Source organism: Grimontia sedimenti (assembly GCF_011045095.1).
GTDB classification, from domain to species: Bacteria; Pseudomonadota; Gammaproteobacteria; order Enterobacterales; family Vibrionaceae; genus Enterovibrio; species Enterovibrio sedimenti.
The window spans coordinates 113,554-129,541 of the sequence record NZ_JAALDL010000011.1 but is presented as its reverse complement, the minus strand read 5'-3'; the positions used below and the strand labels follow the sequence as shown (position 1 = coordinate 129,541).

19 protein-coding genes are annotated in these 15,988 nt (G+C 48.3%); 13 read left to right on the top strand and 6 right to left on the bottom strand.

Annotated elements, in window-relative coordinates; all coding sequences use genetic code 11:
* The first annotated feature begins 35 nt into the window (after positions 1–35).
* The 7 genes from G5S52_RS15115 to G5S52_RS15085 all read left to right on the top strand — a co-directional run bounded on the left by G5S52_RS15115 (position 36) and on the right by G5S52_RS15085 (position 5,496).
* The gene (locus tag G5S52_RS15115) at positions 36–602 is read left to right on the top strand and encodes a TRAP transporter small permease (RefSeq protein ID WP_165015355.1); all 567 of its coding nucleotides are present in this window, start codon (positions 36–38) and stop codon (positions 600–602) included.
* On the top strand, positions 599–1,909 hold the full coding sequence (locus tag G5S52_RS15110) for a TRAP transporter large permease (protein WP_046303681.1): 1,311 nt from the start codon (positions 599–601) through the stop codon (positions 1,907–1,909). The genes G5S52_RS15115 and G5S52_RS15110 overlap by 4 nt, the downstream gene beginning before the upstream one ends.
* 49 nt (positions 1,910–1,958) lie before the next feature.
* On the top strand, positions 1,959–2,699 hold the full coding sequence (locus tag G5S52_RS15105; protein WP_165015352.1) for a 5-oxoprolinase subunit PxpA: 741 nt from the start codon (positions 1,959–1,961) through the stop codon (positions 2,697–2,699).
* Positions 2,686–3,372, top strand: a complete 687-nt coding sequence (gene pxpB, locus G5S52_RS15100; RefSeq protein ID WP_165015349.1) for a 5-oxoprolinase subunit PxpB — start codon at positions 2,686–2,688, stop codon at positions 3,370–3,372. The genes G5S52_RS15105 and pxpB overlap by 14 nt, the downstream gene beginning before the upstream one ends.
* On the top strand, positions 3,369–4,289 hold the full coding sequence (locus G5S52_RS15095; RefSeq protein ID WP_165015346.1) for a 5-oxoprolinase subunit C family protein: 921 nt from the start codon (positions 3,369–3,371) through the stop codon (positions 4,287–4,289). The genes pxpB and G5S52_RS15095 overlap by 4 nt, the downstream gene beginning before the upstream one ends.
* Complete coding sequence (locus tag G5S52_RS15090) at positions 4,286–4,900, top strand: hypothetical protein (protein WP_235956282.1); 615 nt, start codon at positions 4,286–4,288, stop codon at positions 4,898–4,900. The genes G5S52_RS15095 and G5S52_RS15090 overlap by 4 nt, the downstream gene beginning before the upstream one ends.
* Positions 4,901–4,995: 95 nt before the next feature.
* Positions 4,996–5,496, top strand: a complete 501-nt coding sequence (locus tag G5S52_RS15085; RefSeq protein ID WP_165015343.1) for a GNAT family N-acetyltransferase — start codon at positions 4,996–4,998, stop codon at positions 5,494–5,496.
* Between the two features lie 82 nt (positions 5,497–5,578).
* Here G5S52_RS15085 and G5S52_RS15080 read toward each other — a convergent pair whose 3' ends face one another.
* Both G5S52_RS15080 and G5S52_RS15075 read right to left on the bottom strand, forming a co-directional pair.
* Positions 5,579–6,121, bottom strand: coding sequence for a hypothetical protein (locus tag G5S52_RS15080; RefSeq protein ID WP_165015340.1), 543 nt, complete (start codon positions 6,119–6,121; stop codon positions 5,579–5,581).
* 5 nt (positions 6,122–6,126) lie between these two features.
* Complete coding sequence (locus tag G5S52_RS15075; RefSeq protein WP_165015338.1) at positions 6,127–8,277, bottom strand: LruC domain-containing protein; 2,151 nt, start codon at positions 8,275–8,277, stop codon at positions 6,127–6,129.
* Between the two features lie 318 nt (positions 8,278–8,595).
* On the opposite strand from G5S52_RS15075, the gene G5S52_RS15070 reads away from it, so the two are divergent.
* From G5S52_RS15070 to G5S52_RS15060, 3 genes are all read left to right on the top strand, one after another.
* Positions 8,596–9,447, top strand: coding sequence for an SDR family oxidoreductase (locus tag G5S52_RS15070; RefSeq protein WP_165015335.1), 852 nt, complete (start codon positions 8,596–8,598; stop codon positions 9,445–9,447).
* Between the two features lie 78 nt (positions 9,448–9,525).
* Positions 9,526–9,855, top strand: coding sequence for a cupin domain-containing protein (locus tag G5S52_RS24465; protein ID WP_438590723.1), 330 nt, complete (start codon positions 9,526–9,528; stop codon positions 9,853–9,855).
* 216 nt (positions 9,856–10,071) lie between these two features.
* Entirely contained in the window at positions 10,072–10,311 is a 240-nt protein-coding gene (locus tag G5S52_RS15060; RefSeq protein WP_062665348.1) for a hypothetical protein, read from the top strand.
* A gap of 78 nt (positions 10,312–10,389) precedes the next feature.
* On the opposite strand, the gene G5S52_RS15055 is transcribed toward G5S52_RS15060, so the two are convergent.
* The 3 genes from G5S52_RS15055 to G5S52_RS15045 form a co-directional block, all read right to left on the bottom strand.
* The gene (locus G5S52_RS15055; protein ID WP_165015329.1) at positions 10,390–10,623 is read right to left on the bottom strand and encodes a serine protease; all 234 of its coding nucleotides are present in this window, start codon (positions 10,621–10,623) and stop codon (positions 10,390–10,392) included.
* 134 nt (positions 10,624–10,757) lie between these two features.
* Positions 10,758–11,000 carry an HP1242/YdcH family protein gene (locus tag G5S52_RS15050; RefSeq protein WP_062665349.1) on the bottom strand — a complete coding sequence of 81 codons (243 nt, stop codon included), beginning with the start codon at positions 10,998–11,000 and terminating at the stop codon, positions 10,758–10,760.
* Positions 11,001–11,116: 116 nt separating this feature from the next.
* On the bottom strand, positions 11,117–11,962 hold the full coding sequence (locus tag G5S52_RS15045; protein WP_165015326.1) for an enoyl-CoA hydratase/isomerase family protein: 846 nt from the start codon (positions 11,960–11,962) through the stop codon (positions 11,117–11,119).
* A gap of 456 nt (positions 11,963–12,418) precedes the next feature.
* On the opposite strand from G5S52_RS15045, the gene G5S52_RS15040 reads away from it, so the two are divergent.
* Positions 12,419–12,604 (top strand): Flp family type IVb pilin, encoded by a 186-nt coding sequence (locus tag G5S52_RS15040; RefSeq protein ID WP_062665360.1) that lies wholly within the window; start codon positions 12,419–12,421, stop codon positions 12,602–12,604.
* A gap of 36 nt (positions 12,605–12,640) precedes the next feature.
* Here the strand turns inward: G5S52_RS15040 and G5S52_RS15035 are convergent, their stop codons facing one another.
* On the bottom strand, positions 12,641–14,695 hold the full coding sequence (locus G5S52_RS15035; protein WP_165015323.1) for a prolyl oligopeptidase family serine peptidase: 2,055 nt from the start codon (positions 14,693–14,695) through the stop codon (positions 12,641–12,643).
* A gap of 293 nt (positions 14,696–14,988) precedes the next feature.
* On the opposite strand from G5S52_RS15035, the gene G5S52_RS15030 reads away from it, so the two are divergent.
* Positions 14,989–15,405, top strand: a complete 417-nt coding sequence (locus G5S52_RS15030) for a DUF350 domain-containing protein (RefSeq protein WP_002538230.1) — start codon at positions 14,989–14,991, stop codon at positions 15,403–15,405.
* A gap of 11 nt (positions 15,406–15,416) precedes the next feature.
* Entirely contained in the window at positions 15,417–15,986 is a 570-nt protein-coding gene (locus tag G5S52_RS15025; protein WP_165015320.1) for a DUF1190 domain-containing protein, read from the top strand.
* Positions 15,987–15,988: the final 2 nt, after the last annotated feature.

The following is a 15,988-nucleotide window of genomic DNA, read 5'->3' as shown; positions in this document are numbered from 1 at the left end:
AATACCCTGAGCTACGCCTGTCTGGAAGCATTATTATGAAACGAGCTCTGTACCTGCTGTCGGGTGGTTTATCCGGCTTCTTTATTGTGTTGATCATGCTGATCATCCTCGCCCAAATTATTGGCCGTATGATGGGCTTTATTGTCCCGTCGGCAGAAGATTTCTCCGGTTACGCTTTGGCTGCCTCAACCTTCTTTGGCCTTGCCTATACCTTTCGTGAAGGTGGTCATATCCGCGTTAACCTTGCTATTCAAAGGTTGCCAGAATCGCTGCAACGCCCTCTGGAGACTCTGGTCCTAACCCTTGCGTTTTTACTGCTTTGTTTCTGTAGCTATTACTGCACTTACATGGTCTGGGAATCCTATGACTTTGAAGAAGTCACCCACGGTTACATTCCGATTCCTCTGTGGATTCCACAAGTGCCACTCGCGGTCGGCATGATTGCATTCAATCTCGCTGTGCTGGATAGCCTGATTGACAACATTCGCGGTATTACCCCCCATTACAAGCAGTTGGAAGGTGAAGACGTTTCGCTCGAACTGATTGAAAGCCCTGACGAAGCATCAGCTCCGCAGGTAAGCAGCAAGGAGCGCGCAAAATGACGGACATGACCTTAATCTCATTTATTCTTGCCATCTCCATGCTGCTGTTTTTAGCCGCTGGTTTATGGGTATCCCTTGCCTTAATTGGTGTCGGTGTCATGGGTCTGTACATGACGGGCAACGAACAAATCGGCCTGCTGTTTGGTTCTTCAAGCTGGGGAGCGAGCACCAGTTGGTCGCTGACAGCCCTACCAATGTTTATCTGGATGGGTGAGCTTCTGTTCCGAACCCGCCTCTCGGAAGATCTGTTTAAAGGTCTTTCGCCTTGGCTGAGCAGTTTTCCCGGCAAACTGCTACATGTGAATGTGTTGAGCTGCGGCATATTCGCTGCGGTATCAGGCTCATCCGCCGCCACTGCGGCTACCATTGGACGCATGACCCTGCCCGAGCTGAAAGCACAGGGCTACAGCGAGAAAATGGCCGTCGGCACGCTGGCAGGTTCAGGTACTCTAGGTCTTCTTATTCCACCTTCCATCATTTTGATTGTGTATGGGGTGGCCGCGGAAGTCTCCATCGGCCGCTTGTTTATCGCCGGAGCCCTACCCGGCATCATGTTGATGCTCCTGTTTGTGGGTTACACCACCATCTGGGCATTGATGAATAAAAATGAAGTGCCTCAGCACTCGAGTAACGATGTTAATTGGCAAGTTAGATTCAAAGCGCTGAAAAAGCTGCTCCCGATAGTCGCCCTTATTTCCTTTGTTTTGGGGTCGATCTACGGCGGTTTCACTACACCGACAGAAGCAGCAGCGCTTGGCGTGTTTGGCGCCATGGTTTTGGCCGCCCTTACCGGCTCGTTGAGTCGCCAGAGTTTTATCGACAGTTTACTGGGTGCCGTGAAAAGTGCCTGTATGATTGGCTTTATTCTCGTGGGCGCGCATTTTCTTACACTGGCAATGGGATTTCTCGGCATTCCCCGCGCGTTAGCGGAGTGGATTGCTGCGATGTCGCTGTCGCCGTTTGAACTCCTGCTTTACCTCACCATCTTATTTGTGGTGCTGGGCTGTTTCCTGGATGGTATTTCTGTGGTGGTTCTGACCGTTGCAGTGGTATTGCCCATGGTGCAGCAGGCAGGCATTGATTTACTGTGGTTCGGTATCTTCATCGTTCTGGTGGTGGAGCTGTCGCAAATCACCCCGCCCGTCGGTTTCAACCTGTTTGTTATTCAGGCACTCACGGGCAAAAACATTCTGTATGTCGCACGCGCTGCGTTTCCGTTTTTTATGCTGATCCTTTTAGGGTTAGTGTTGATTACCGCCTTCCCGGAAATCGTGACCTATCTGCCGACTACCATGAGTCAGCGCTAGCAGGACAAACTGCTTCTAAAGAAAGCAGAGCAACAAGGAGTGAGTTGAGATGAAATTAAATTGCGACATGGGAGAAAGCTTCGGTGCCTGGACCATGGGGAAAGACGCTGAAGTGATGCCCTGCATTGATATGGCAAGCATCGCCTGTGGCTTCCATGCCTCGGATCCAGTCACGATGCAAAAGACCGTCGCCTTAGCCCTTGAACATGGCGTCACCATTGGCGCCCACCCTGGCTACCCAGATTTGATGGGATTCGGCCGCCGCAAATTTGATTGTACAGAAGAAGAGCTTTTTGCCTGGCTTGGCTATCAAATCGGTGCGCTGAAAGGTATTTGCCGTCAACAAAAAGCCATTGTCGATTATGTAAAACCCCATGGCGCGCTCTACAACACCATGATGAAAGACATGGCAGTGCTGAAGACGGTAATGCTTGCGGTAAAAGCTGCTGCACCGGGTTGTCCCTTGGTGGTGATGGCAATTCCTAAGCGCCAACCTATTCTCGATTTAGCCGCAGACGTCGGCATTGACGTGATGTTTGAAGCTTTTTCTGACCGCGCTTATGACGATGAAGGGTTCCTCGTCGACCGCCGTATTGAAGGTGCGGTTCATGGTAGTGCTGATGCCATTATCAAGCAGGTACAGCAGATTGTTGAACAAGGTTCTGTCACAACTCTGAGTGGAAAAACACTCAAGGTGGATGCAGATACGCTCTGCATTCACGGAGATGGTCCCCACGCTTCGGCGGTAGCCCAAGCATTGAAACAGTGGAGGGCAAATGGCGCGAATTGAGGCAGTCAATGAACAGACATTGATTGTGTATTTTGGGGACAGAATTGATGATGCTATCGCCGCTGACGTCAACCGCGCCATCTTTCAGGTTCGGGAAAGTCTGGGGGATTTAGTCACAGACATCATCCCCTCCTACAACTCAATGTTGATTGGCTTTGACTTAAACAGAACGGATCGTTTTGACATCATAAAACGCATTCGGCTGGCGCTAGAATCCAACACTGACGCCGTCACCAATAACAACGACAATCAGGTAGTTGAGATTCCTGTCTACTACGGTGAGGAAGTCGCGCTGGATATGTCGGATGTGTGTGACAAAACCGGCCTAGACAGTGAGTCTGTCATCAAACTACATAGCGAGAAGGAATACCGCGTTTATGCCATCGGCTTTAGCCCCGGTTTTGCTTATCTTGGCAGTTTGGATGACGCGATAGTCATGCCGCGTAAATCCACACCACGCCTCAAAGTACCAACGGGCAGTGTAGGGCTGGCAGACAACCAAACAGCCATTTATCCAAGCAGCACACCGGGTGGCTGGCAAATTATCGGCCGTACACCATTGAATATGGTGGACTGGGACAGCGAATCATTGGCCAAAGTCAATGTCGGCAACAAGGTAAGGTTCTGCCCTATCGATAAGGACGAGTTTTTGAAGCAAGGCGGCGTGTTATGAGCTTTGAAGTACTGAACCCTGGCATGCTTACCCTGCTGCAAGACAGTGGCCGCATCGGCTTCCAGCATTTGGGCATCACCACTGGAGGCCCAATGGATGAGCACGCTTTTTACTGGGCAAACCGTCTACTGGGAAATAAACCAGATGCAACGCAGCTCGAAATCACCTTCGGCCAACTGCAGCTGCAGGTAAATGCCGCCACAACCCTTGCTATTGCAGGCGCAGATCTTTCAGCCACCTTAAACGACAAAGCTATTCAACCCTGGCGCACCTATGCAGTAAAGCCCGGTGATGTCCTGGCGTTTGGTGCACCCAAAAGCGGACTGCGGGCCTATCTCTCCGTGGCTGGCGGCTTTGAATGTGAGCCCAAGCTGGGCAGCTGCTCCACAGTGAAAAGGGAGCAACTGGGCGGTTTAACCGGTCTTGGTGATGCCCTGAAAACGGGGGATATTCTGCCCTTCACCGCAACGACTGAGTTCACCGAACAGCGCACGCCTAAATGGGCGATTCCCGACTACGATGCGCCGCTCGAACTCGGGGTAATGCCGTCCTATCAGCATGCGTCATTCAGCCATGATGAACAGATGACGTTTTTCACCAGTGAGTATGAAGTCAGCCAGAACATCGACCGCATGGGTTATCGCTTATCTGGCGCACCAGTGAAAAGCAGTCTCGATGGCATCATCTCAGAAGGTATCGCCTTTGGTGCGATTCAAATTCCGAATGATGGCCAACCGATCGTACTGATGAAGGACAGGCAAACCATTGGTGGCTACCCAAAAATAGGCTGTTTGAGCAGTTTAGGTGCCGGCCAACTTTCGCAGCGCCAACCCGGGCAGATTGTTACCTTCTCCCCCATGGATGTTGCGGATGCCGAAGTGGAAAGAAGGCTCTTCAACCGGGTCATTTTCGGATGAGTTCATCTCAGGGGAAAATGGTGCACATCGACAAGACCACGAATGCGCGGCCGGATGATGTGCGCCCTTTCCTCAAGGCGATTAATCGGTATATCTCAGCCAAAGATAACAACAAGCCACACCTGCTCACCAAAGTGTTTACAGAAGCATCGCTGCTGGAAATGAAGGTCAACACCGACAGTATTTCGTTTCCCTCAGATGTGGTTGGCGTTGAAGCAATCAGCCATGTGCTGTCCTCCCAGTTCAACCAGCGTTTTGAGAACGTTTATACCTTCTGCTTGTCGGACTCCATTGTCAGGGATGACACTCTTCTCACCTGTAAGTGGCTCGTCGTGATGACAGAAAAGGACAATGGCACTCTGCGCATAGGTTGTGGCTATTACGACTGGCTGTTCAACGATGATTCTTCTATCTCGGCAAAAGATCCGAAAGTGGACAAGCTCACCATCACCATTGACTACATGGCTGCCATTCACTATTCGAATAAAGATCACTTGCTCGATGGGATAGGCGAGCTGCCTTACCCTTGGTGTTTCAGCAGTTCCCTGAGTATTGAAATGCCAATGATTGAGGACTTAAAAACAGTGAGACGCTTTCTGGAACAGGATTAGAAGCAGCCCTATATTTTATCTGGCGAAACGTGACGATTTTACGCTACGCTTCGCCTACACCCTTTGCTTGTTTACTGTCAGAAAAACAAAGAAATATGAATCTAATAACAAGAACTGCGCTAGCTTCAGATGCCAAAAGCATCACCGATATCGTCAACCCCATTATCGAAAGCGGTCGATACGTGATTCTCGACTCTGCTTTTTCGGTGTCAGACCAGAGTTTCTTCATCCAATACTTCCCGGTAAACGGCGTGTTTTTGGTTGCTGAAGACCATGACTCGAAAACCGTTCTTGGCTACCAAACCGTTGAGCCATACGCGAGTTATTCACGCGCACTGGACCATGTCGGCATTATCACCACCTATGTCGATGAAAAACATCATCGTCAAGGCATTGCAACGTCGCTGTTTGCTTCCACGCTCGATATCGCGCGCTCACGTGGCTTTGAAAAGCTGGTAGCCCAAGTCCGAGCTGATAATGAAACCGCGCTGCACGTTTATTTGAAACATGGCTTTGAAGTGTCAGGACGCGCGAAAAATCATGCGAAAATTGGCGGCAAGTACATCGATGAGATTACGCTGGAACTGTTTCTGTAACGTTTAAATTTGCCTTTTAAAAAACAGCCCAGACAAGTGTCTGGGCTGTTTTTTGGTAGCGTCGCTTTCAAATTTACACTGCTTACCAGACCCAGCTCGTTTCTGTGTTCGGAATCCTTTTCTGGACAGGCGGCGTTCCATCAGTAAACCACACCTCAGCAAGCACGTAATAGTGAGATTCTGAAGAAACAAAATCGACAATCGCTTCTCCTGATTCCAAGGAAGAGAAAGCCATTCGACTGTTGTAGGCCGCCGTGTAGGTTCCGTTGTCATTCGCAGAAAACTCGCTGTATATCGACACTACACCGGGTGATGTTGAATAGCCGCTGATGTCGACGACAAAACTCTGCTCCAACACAGGGCTATATGAGAAACCATCAGGCACAACTGTTTCGTTAAAACTCGATGCTGAACTGGTGACGGTCTCCGGAATGTTTGCTTCGCCACCAGAGGTATCAACCATTATTTCAAACTCTGACAGACTCGATACTTCAACATTACTTTCCGGTGCAGACTCATCAGCGGTAACGGTTGAAGACACATTTGAACTACCGCTTCCATCACCACCGCCACCACATGCGCTCAGAAGGGCCATTAACGCTAACAGACTGATATTCTTATTCATGGCACTTACTCCTCAGACAAGTAGTATTTGTTTTCAGTCGCTTTTTCTAATAAATACCACTGAAGATTATTTTCACCACCAGACTCCGCATAGCCTGCAAACTCTGGGTATGCCTCGACAAGGTCGACATGCTCTCTCGGCCAAGACCACTCATCCGGAATAAGCAGCGCCCAAGGATGATTCGAAGAGGTTTTAAAGTAACGTGATGTTGCTGGGTCGCTGGAGTCGCTCCACCACCCCAGCCAGTAGGTGTCGAATTGCTCTGTCGGCGCCTGATCGGCGAGGTGGATTTCTAATCCTCGTCCAGGGTTATACCAGAGCCCGTCGCGGACATAAGCACCCGGTGTGGCAAAAATAAACGGGTCATAAGGCATTGTCATCAGAGAGCTCGTATCAGTACCCTCGTTGAAATACACATCTATTTCGAACTCGAAGACCAACGCTTCCTGACAATGCTGCGCCGTTCGATAGTACATACAGCCTGCTGGGAGTTTCTGTTTGAGATCGTCTGAAACAATGAATATTGCCTCATTGGAGTCGCTCTCTAAGCCGTTGCTCTCTTGTAACACTGAATTGTGTGTCAAAGTGCTCGCTGAGCTGATGTCAGACCGGTTTATTCCCCCGAGTCTGAATGCAAACCCATTGTGATAACCAGCGCCGTAGGCTGAAAGATAACCTTGAATTAATACACGGGTAATCGCGCTGTTTTCATCCAGTGTTTCTGTGATGCGGAATTTAAAGACAACATCGTTGAGATCGTAATCCCCTTCTTTAGGCCAGTTGTCCTCAAAAGCAATCGTGGCATATCCACTCTCGCTGGGGTAGTACCGCAGCGAGGAGCCATTTTCCATGATAGTCACAGGATGATCCTCAACTTCGCCGGTTGTGGCACCACCGAAGTAATCGAGGCCAGACGCTTCTGAAAAACGGAAACGAGACCAGGTCGAACCAATCGTCGCTCCTGCCGGAACCGCAATGGAGAGAGAATTGATGCCCGAGGTTAACAAACTGTCGCTAAAGACCTTCTCACCTGTGTCTTGAAAATCGCCGTCCTGGTTCCAGTCTATCCATGCTGACAAATAACCAGCAGTAGATGCCTGAACAGAAACCAGAGACGTGTTACCCACTTCCAATGCGGTAACAAAGCCAACACCGTCTTCATCCGCTAAACCGGCTTTGTTGTCATCAAGAGGGGATGTAAAGCCGTCACCTTCGCTGTCTGGTGCGATGGAGCCTAAGTAGAAACCGCTATCCACTTCGTGACGCGGACCGTTGGAGGCAAGCAACGTTTTGTAGCTGTCTGGCGCGTCACCAAAATCAATCGTCGAATCTTCATCAATAATAGGGGCGTTTGCACAACGTGCACCGTCATTTTGTCCAGATATCGGCCCTGAGGCGAATAGCACTGCCTCCAGGTTTTTATCATCGATATCGTCTTCGTTTGAAAGGTCAATTCTGAAGATTTTGCCATCATCATTTCGGGAGATGTAAAAGTTGCCATCAACGTCGAAATAGACCGCGCCAAAGCCACCAGATGGTGGGCCGATATCAGCCACCAAACTGTAAACCATATCGGAATCACCTGTTTCTAAGTCCACGCGATACAGGTTGTAGGAGTTGTTGTTGACTGCATAGAGATTGCCATCAATCGGGTTGATCGCAACGTCTGACGTCCTGAGATTATTGAGGTCGGTGTCTAATGTGGTCGCTGTTAATGTCGCCGAAGGGTCTGATTCCAGTGGAGAAAGGTCAATTTTGATGATTCCCAGCTCTCTGCGGTGCAGATAGTAAATCTGATCATGCACATCACCACTAATAAACTTCGTGTTGTTAGGCAACCCATTCACTGTGAGTTGTTCACCAACATAGTTTTGACCAATCCGTATCACCACCTCGTTGTCATAATCAAAGCCGTATATATAGCGGTCTGATTGGTTAAACCCAACAGCATTGATATGGGTGTTGAGACCAGTGGTTTCTGCCAACGTTGAATAGCCACCAGTGACAAGGTTCACACCATAAACTTTACTGGGTGAGCTCTGGAACAAGAAGGCTTTACTGGGACATGTATCAAAAGGCTCAACGGAAGCTGGTGTTTCAGCGTGTACCGAGGAACCAAAAAGAACGGTTAATAAAATGGGGATAGATAGACGCACGACATAGGCTCCAATTAAGTCCGGACTTAAGAGCGTATAAACAACATCCATGCCATGTCATTATCTTATTGATTAAAAAGAATTTATCAATTTGCGTCTCAGGAATACTCTCACTTCAAATCCAGTACTGAGAAAACAGATCTGTACTGTGTCATTTTGAGAAAACAGGATGAAGTAACACTTAGTCATTGTTTGTATCTTCCATAAGCCAAAACTCAGAAAGCGCTTCCTGCACAATGTACCCGAGCTACATTTATTAGGAACATAGTGCAAGCCAATCATCACTCGCTTGCCCGTTTATCGATGAGGGAAAAGACCGTGAAAATTGCCGTTACCGCCGCCAGTGGGCAATTGGGCTCAGAAATCGTCAAAGCGCTGATTGACGTAATACCGAGAGAAAATGTCATTGCTTTAGCTCGCACCCCAGAGCGCGCCAAAGAACTTGGTGTTGAAATCCGTCCCGGTGATTACGAAGAGCCAGAAGAGCTTGAACAATCACTACAAGGCATTGGTACCTTGTTACTGGTATCCGGAATGGACGCGCCTGACAAGCGCATTGGCCAGCACCGCAATGTGATTAATGCTGCCAAAAAAGCAGGGGTTAATAAGATTGTTTACACCAGTGTTCAAGGCGCTGAAGAAGGCACAGCTTTTTCACCCATTATTCAAAGCAACAGGCAAACCGAGCAAGATGTTCGTGAATCGGGGCTTAACTGGGTGATAGGCCGCAATGGTATCTACATTGAACCCGATATCGAATACATCGAGAATTACAAGAAAGCTGGGGTTATCACCAATTGTGCGGGGGAAGGCAAATGCGGGTATACCTCCCGTGGTGAACTTGGTTATGCCTATGCCCGAATGCTGACTGAAGACAAGCACAACGGGCAAACTTACAACCTGCATGGTGAAGCCCTCACTCAAACCCAGTTAACGGAATACCTCAACGCGACATACCACACTCACCTGACTTACGTGCCTCTGTCTTTTGAGGATTATCAAGCAGAACGTATCGCAGAGTTGGGGGAGTTTCTCGGTACGGTTATCGCTGGCATTTATCAGGGTATCAGTGAAGGTAAGGTCGACAACCCCAGCCATTTTCTGCAAGCTGCTGGACGCGAGCACCAAAGCTGGGGCGATTACTTTGCGGATATAGAGACGGAAGATTGAGCAACCGGTTTTATCAGTCCTTTTAGAGTAAATAAGCGCGCTTTACTGGCGCGTTTTTACTTCATGAGCTGAGAAGCTTTGGTTATACAAGCTTCAAGCAGTTCATCGACAACCCCATCATCATTCAGTGCTCGGGACACCACCACACCGCCTATCATCAGGGCAGCGAGCGGGCACGAAGAAATCTACATTTTCATAGGAGGACAAGGCGAATTTATGGTGGATGATAATCGATTCGAGGTCACCACTGGCTCTGTCGTCCGTGTGGCTCCCGAAGGCGTACGCGGTTGGAGAAACACCTCTAATTCACCGCTTTACTACGCCGTTCTTCAGGTAAAAGCAGGTAGTGAAACGGTGAAAAATACCATTGAAGATGGCCGTGGTGTAAATCGCCCTGTTATCTGGTAAAAGCACCTATCAAATCTTCAAATCAAGGCGGGTTGAGTTTCATTATCACCCGCCTTTCTCTTAGCTAATTGTGCGATCCATGCCCACCGATAATGGCGGCTTTTCCGACCTGCTCAATGGTATTATTAACCGGTAGCACAGAGCGTCTAACTTATTGACTCACGGTAAAAACCTTCTATTTACCCCTATTAAGGTGAAGCCAATAAGGAGAACACTATGCTCAGATTTCAGTTCTATAAATCGCAAGACGTTGTGACTCACGTGAAACTGGATACACCAACCACTAAAGAAGAAATCAGACAGCTGACTGAGCAAGGTTTTATGGCGTCAGGTGAGATTGTTTCAGCACCGACAATTCTGAAAGCTATGGAACAATATCAGGCCAGCCAGGAAGAGAGCATTCATGCTTACGCTACCTTCGGTGTGGTCATGGGTCTATTTCCGGGAATCCGTTAAATCCCTTTGATTCAAAGAAAGTGCGCCACTTGCATAAACAAATGGCGCGCTTTTTATGCCGCTTTGCTAACACTGTTGTTACTCAGCGCAGAATGCTTCAAAGAGCTCGGGCGTATTATCAAACCCTTCAACTTCAGCAAGCTCCCAAGGGCGCTCACATCGGTTGGTATGGGCACACCACTGAAAACCTGCAGAAGGGATGCAGCCATGGCTATCACGATCTGCGCCTACCATGGTGTCAGTATCTGCAGCATTCTCTGCGCAGCCGGCCATTAATAGTGCCATCAGAGAAGTTAGGGTGAGGTTTTTCATTAAACACCATCTTTTTGGGGTATTCAGGCCTGAATGTAAGCACACTTTTTCCGGTAAAGAGAGCGCGAATTTGGGATAAGGAGAATAAAAAAACGCGCCGGAGGCGCGTCTTGTCGTTCAAAACTGACTGCTTTCTATTTTGCCTGTTGTAGGCGGTGATAAAGCGAGTCTTTCAACACGGCACGGTCGTGCTTAAGCTTGTGCATTTCTTCATCATCAATCGGAGAATCTCTCAGCTCCAGACTACGAATTTCTTTATCAAGCGCATTGTATTTTTTTGTGTCTTCTGCGAATGCAGTATCTTGATTGGAGAGCTCAGCGATCAGGTCCTTGAACTCTGGGAACTCATTAACGAGTGAGTGGTTTTCACCTAACATATCAGCCCCTTATTTTTATTTCCTTGGTAGTTGAGCTTTCACCATAAAAAATTCTCAACCATGTAGATATACCCATGGTTGAGAATAGTCGACTTCTCGCTTTAGCTAAAACTGGATCAGTTGATGTTTTGCACATCCATGACCAGATTGTTCCAGTTACGCTGATTCTCGATATCGTGCTCAAGCCCTTGATCGTCAGCGATCTGGAAGCGCTTCACTGCTGGGGTTTTGCTGGTTGCCTGGTACAGCCAGTAAGCCTCAGCTTTCAGTGCTTCGTCGATAGGTTTATCGATGGACTCGTAAACCATTTGCTTACAAGCATTGATAGATTCTGCAGGGAATTTCGCAATACGCTTCGCCAAGGTATCAACATATTCACCAATCTCATCCGGCTCCAATGCCTTGTTGATGGTGCCATAAGCCTCTGCTTCATCTGCATCGAAGTCACGCGCACTCAGGATAATTTCCAGTGCACGGCCAAGACCGACCTGACGAGCCATTCGCGATGCACCACCGCCGCAAGGCAAGATACCCATGCCAACTTCCATCTGCATAAACTTGTATTTTCCGCGAGCCGCAAAGCGCATATCACATGCCAACGCAAACTCATGGCCGCCACCTCGGGCAAAACCTTCCAGCTTGGCGATGGTTGCTTGAGGTACTTTACTGATTCGTTCCAGCACTGCCTGCAAATCGAGCAGCTGCGCTTCCTCGCGGGAAACAGCTTCTGTCGACATGTCTTTTAACAGATTGGTGTCGTAGTGACATACCCAGATTTCAGGATTTGCAGATTGAAAGACAACCACTTTTACATCGCGGTCACGTTCCAGGCGCATAGCCAGTCCGTTCAAATCAGACAACATTTCCTGTCCCTGAACGTTTACTGAGCCAAAATCGAAAGTCACTGTCAGGACACCTTCGTCCTGACTAGCGGTAAATGTGGTGTAGCCTTCATAAGCCATATTGAGCGTCCTTTTGTTTTTTTGTTTCGGTCGACTTTTAAGCTAACAACGGCACCGAACAGCAACAATAAACAAAAGGAAGGAAACAGTTTCCGCTAAAAGTTGAAAATGCTTAGGACTAGAAAAAAATTTAACCACCAAAGGTCAATAGACCCTATAAAGGCCAAAAATCAATGTGATAGCGCTCAAGGAATAATGAATTCGTCTCTACGAGACAACGGCACCAATCAATCTGTTTAATAGGCCTCATGCTCATAATCAAACTTGCTATATGAGACACAAATATATTGAAAATAATTCTACTGTTTTCATCAGTTTTTTATTTGTAGGACACTTTACGTATTTCGATATAAAGCGGCGAGAATTTAAAGGGTTAGTTAAAGTTTGACCATGACTGGAATATCGGACAGCACACGGCTATGTTAGAGCAGGAAAAAGAACCAAAAAGGTATGAGAATGTTCAATTACATTCGACGTTACATCTTGGATGAGTCCGGAGTGACCGCCATCGAGTATGCCATTATCGGCGTTGCTGTTTCTGTGATTACGCTTGCCATGTTTGCAGAAAATTCTGCGCTTCCAAGTGCATTGGTTAGTGCAATAACAGTCATAGAAACCAATATTAATGCCGCTGGCAATTAAAAAACGCGCCTTATCTGGCGCGTTTTTCTTATCCCGTTACAGCACGGGCTCTACACCCATCTGGTCAAGACAGAAAGCATACACATCAGCGCCTAAATCCAACACTTTGTGCATCGGCATGCCAGCTCCATGTCCTGCATTCACATCAATACGGATCAATACAGGGTTGTCTCCACCATGTTTTGCCTGAAGCTCTGCAATAAACTTGTAGGAGTGCGCGGGCACCACGCGATCGTCATGGTCAGCCGTCGTCACTAATGTCGACGGATAAACAACGCCTTCTTTCACATTGTGCACGGGTGAATACCCCAGCAGATATTGGAACATCTCTTCACTTTGCGCAGAAGTACCGTAATCGTACTTCCAGCCCTCACCGGATGTGAAGGTATGGTAGCGGAGCATGTCCAACACGCCAACCGCTGGCAATGCCACTTTGAAAAGGTCGGGACGCTGCGTCATACATGCGCCCACCAGCAAGCCGCCATTAGATCCCCCGCGAATAGCCAGTTTCTCTGATGACGTGTACTTCTCAGCAATCAAAAATTCAGCTGCCGAAATAAAATCATCAAACACATTTTGTTTCTGAAGCTGGGTGCCAGCCTGATGCCAGGCTTTTCCATACTCACCGCCACCACGCAGGTTGGCGACGGCATAGATGCCGCCCATTTCAATCCATGCTGCAATGCTTGGGTTGAATGCAGGCTCCAAGCTGATATTGAAACCTCCATAGCCATACAGAATAGTGGGATGAGAACCATCGAGCTCTATGCCCTTGCGGTAGCAAATGGTCATCGGTACTTTGGTGCCATCTTTGGAGGTGTAAAACACCTGACGCGACTCAAGCTTTTCACTGTCGATGGTGCAGGCGCTTTGACGATAAAGTGCTGTCTCACCGGTTTCCGGATCAAAGCGGTAAGTGTCTGCTGCCGTGGTGTAATTGGTAAAGGTGAAATACAGCGTTTTATCTTTTTCGCGACCTGAGAAGCCAGATGCTGTGCCTACACTTGGCAGAGCCACATCACGCACCTTCTCGCCACTCAGGCGATACTGCTTAACCTGGGTCTGAACATCGACGAGGTAGCTGGCGAACAAGTAACCCGAACCCGTTGAGATACTAAGTTCATGTTCGGTTTCCGCAATCAAATCTTCCCAATTCGTCTGCTGTGGGTTTGCAACGTCCACCGCCACGATACGCCCCATTGGTGCGTGCCAATTGGTGTAGATAAGAAGTTTTCCGTCGTGATGATCGATAACATCACTGTCTGCGCTGTCATCGTCGGTCAGGCAAACGCGATCACCACCGCCCTTCAGGTCTTGCACATAAAGCATGTTTCCTGAGGTGGCATTAGCACCTGAGATCACCAAATAGTGATCATCCTCTGTGGTGTAGCCACCAACATAACGGTACTGCGGATCATCATCTCCACCAAACACCAACACATCGTCCGTCTGTGCGGTGCCTAAAGTGTGAAAGTAAAGCTTATGGTGTTCAGTTCTGGCTGAAAGCTCGCTACCTTCTGGCTTGTCATAGGTCGAGTAGTAGAAACCTTCACTGCCACGCCATTCGATCCCCGAAAACTTTACGTTCTCAATTTTGTCAGTCAGCAACTCGCCGGTTTTTGCATCCATCACATAGATGGTTCGCCAGTCGCTGCCGCCTTCAGAGGTCGAATAGGCAATAAATTTGTCGTCGCGGGAAAAGCGCAGTTGGTCAAGTGATGTGGTGCCCTCTTCACTCCAGCTATTTGGGTCAAGAAACACCTCGGCGTCCGCAACCTCTCCATTGGTATTGGTACGGTATACCACGGACTGATTCTGCAGGCCGTCGTTGCGATAGAAATAGGTGTAGTCCCCGCGATCGAACGGTGCAGATTCTTTCACATAATTGTTGGCCGCTTCGAGTCGCTCACGAATGGCGTGACGGAAGGGAATATTATGCAAACAACCAAAGGTGACCGCATTCTGGGCTTCTACCCATTGCGCGGTTTCGTCACTTAAATCATCTTCCAGCCAACGATAAGGGTCGGCCACTTTCTCGGAGAAATATGTATCGACGATCGTATCTTTGCGTGTTTTTGGGTAATCAAACATGACTTCTCCATCCATGGTTTGGGTCTAAATGAGCGAATTATAGAAAGTGGGCTTTAATGAGACCTTGGTCATACAATATTTTTCATAGGTCGCTCGCAAACTCACTCATAGGAACGTTGTAAACCAATAATTCCAGCAATAACTGAGTGTCTTTAATTTTGAGACGATTTACTTCGCAAAGTCGTGATAGCTTAAGGCCGTTTTTCGCTAACAAACATAAGCTTATACTTATCGACCCCGCAAGCCTTTAGCTTAGGTGGGGATAATGATTAAAGGACTCACAGGATACCACTATGGATATGCTCGCCGGACTGCTTTCAGGTCTGCCAAACTTCATCATCTATTTTGCTGCTTCGCTGGCATTTGTGCTGATTTTTAAGTTCATCTACATCCGCATTACGCCTTACGACGAGTGGTCACTGATCAAAGATAAGCAAAGCGTAACAGCAGCAGTTGCTCTTGGCGGTGCATTCTTGGGTTACTGTATTGCCATTGCCGGTGCGGCGCAAAACTCCGTCAACATCGTCGACTTTATGGTGTGGGGCGTGATTGCCATGCTGGCACAATTTATTGCCTTTGCCATTGTCCGCTTTGTCATGCTGAAAGAGCTGACTACTCGCATTGAAAACGACGAATTGCCAGCCGGTATTATTCTGGCAGTCGTCTCTGTTTCCATCGGCGTACTGAACGCTGCGTGTCTGACCTACTAACGGAGGTAGTCATGAAACGGAGTCAAAACGTTATTCGTCCAACCATGGACAAAGCCTCCAAAGTGATCCCTTTTGCGTTTGTCGGAGGTATCTCAGGTTGTTTTTTCGAACCTGAAACTGAAGGTTTCGTGTTCCAGTCTGCACAAGATTGTGCGCGCTCATTTCCGGATCAAATTGAAGAGTGTCGTATCGCCTATCAGGATGCACTGGCGGATGCCGCGCAATCTGCACCCCGTTATAACAATGAATATGAGTGCGAAGCGGACTTTTTAGATGGCTGTGATCGTTACAACAACTGGTACATTCCAGCGATGGCAGGCTTTTTCTTCGCCAACATGCTGGATGACGACTACTTCAAGAAAAAGAAGAAACGTTACTATTCCAAGCCACTGTATGGATACCGCGGAAAGTACTATTCCGGCGATGGTAACTTCTTCAGCTCGTCGAGCAACAAATCGGTGAAAGTCTCCACCAGCTCGATCACCAAGCCAAAATCCAGCGGTACTATCGGACAAGTAATGTCACGCGGCGGTTTTGGTAAATCCGTATCACGCGCGTCTTCTTCGCGCAGTGGCGGTTAAGC

What these genes read in the sequence shown, in the direction of transcription:
- G5S52_RS15115 (WP_165015355.1), top strand. Translation starts at nt 36, where the DNA reads ATGAAACGAGCTCTGTACCTGCTGTCGGGTGGTTTATCCGGCTTCTTT.
- G5S52_RS15110 (WP_046303681.1), top strand. Translation starts at nt 599, where the DNA reads ATGACGGACATGACCTTAATCTCATTTATTCTTGCCATCTCCATGCTG.
- G5S52_RS15105 (WP_165015352.1), top strand. Translation starts at nt 1,959, where the DNA reads ATGAAATTAAATTGCGACATGGGAGAAAGCTTCGGTGCCTGGACCATG.
- pxpB (WP_165015349.1), top strand. Translation starts at nt 2,686, where the DNA reads ATGGCGCGAATTGAGGCAGTCAATGAACAGACATTGATTGTGTATTTT.
- G5S52_RS15095 (WP_165015346.1), top strand. Translation starts at nt 3,369, where the DNA reads ATGAGCTTTGAAGTACTGAACCCTGGCATGCTTACCCTGCTGCAAGAC.
- G5S52_RS15090 (WP_235956282.1), top strand. Translation starts at nt 4,286, where the DNA reads ATGAGTTCATCTCAGGGGAAAATGGTGCACATCGACAAGACCACGAAT.
- G5S52_RS15085 (WP_165015343.1), top strand. Translation starts at nt 4,996, where the DNA reads ATGAATCTAATAACAAGAACTGCGCTAGCTTCAGATGCCAAAAGCATC.
- G5S52_RS15080 (WP_165015340.1), bottom strand. Translation starts at nt 6,121, where the DNA reads ATGAATAAGAATATCAGTCTGTTAGCGTTAATGGCCCTTCTGAGCGCA.
- G5S52_RS15060 (WP_062665348.1), top strand. Translation starts at nt 10,072, where the DNA reads ATGCTCAGATTTCAGTTCTATAAATCGCAAGACGTTGTGACTCACGTG.
- G5S52_RS15055 (WP_165015329.1), bottom strand. Translation starts at nt 10,623, where the DNA reads ATGAAAAACCTCACCCTAACTTCTCTGATGGCACTATTAATGGCCGGC.
- G5S52_RS15050 (WP_062665349.1), bottom strand. Translation starts at nt 11,000, where the DNA reads ATGTTAGGTGAAAACCACTCACTCGTTAATGAGTTCCCAGAGTTCAAG.
- G5S52_RS15045 (WP_165015326.1), bottom strand. Translation starts at nt 11,962, where the DNA reads ATGGCTTATGAAGGCTACACCACATTTACCGCTAGTCAGGACGAAGGT.
- G5S52_RS15040 (WP_062665360.1), top strand. Translation starts at nt 12,419, where the DNA reads ATGTTCAATTACATTCGACGTTACATCTTGGATGAGTCCGGAGTGACC.
- G5S52_RS15035 (WP_165015323.1), bottom strand. Translation starts at nt 14,695, where the DNA reads ATGTTTGATTACCCAAAAACACGCAAAGATACGATCGTCGATACATAT.
- G5S52_RS15030 (WP_002538230.1), top strand. Translation starts at nt 14,989, where the DNA reads ATGGATATGCTCGCCGGACTGCTTTCAGGTCTGCCAAACTTCATCATC.
- G5S52_RS15025 (WP_165015320.1), top strand. Translation starts at nt 15,417, where the DNA reads ATGAAACGGAGTCAAAACGTTATTCGTCCAACCATGGACAAAGCCTCC.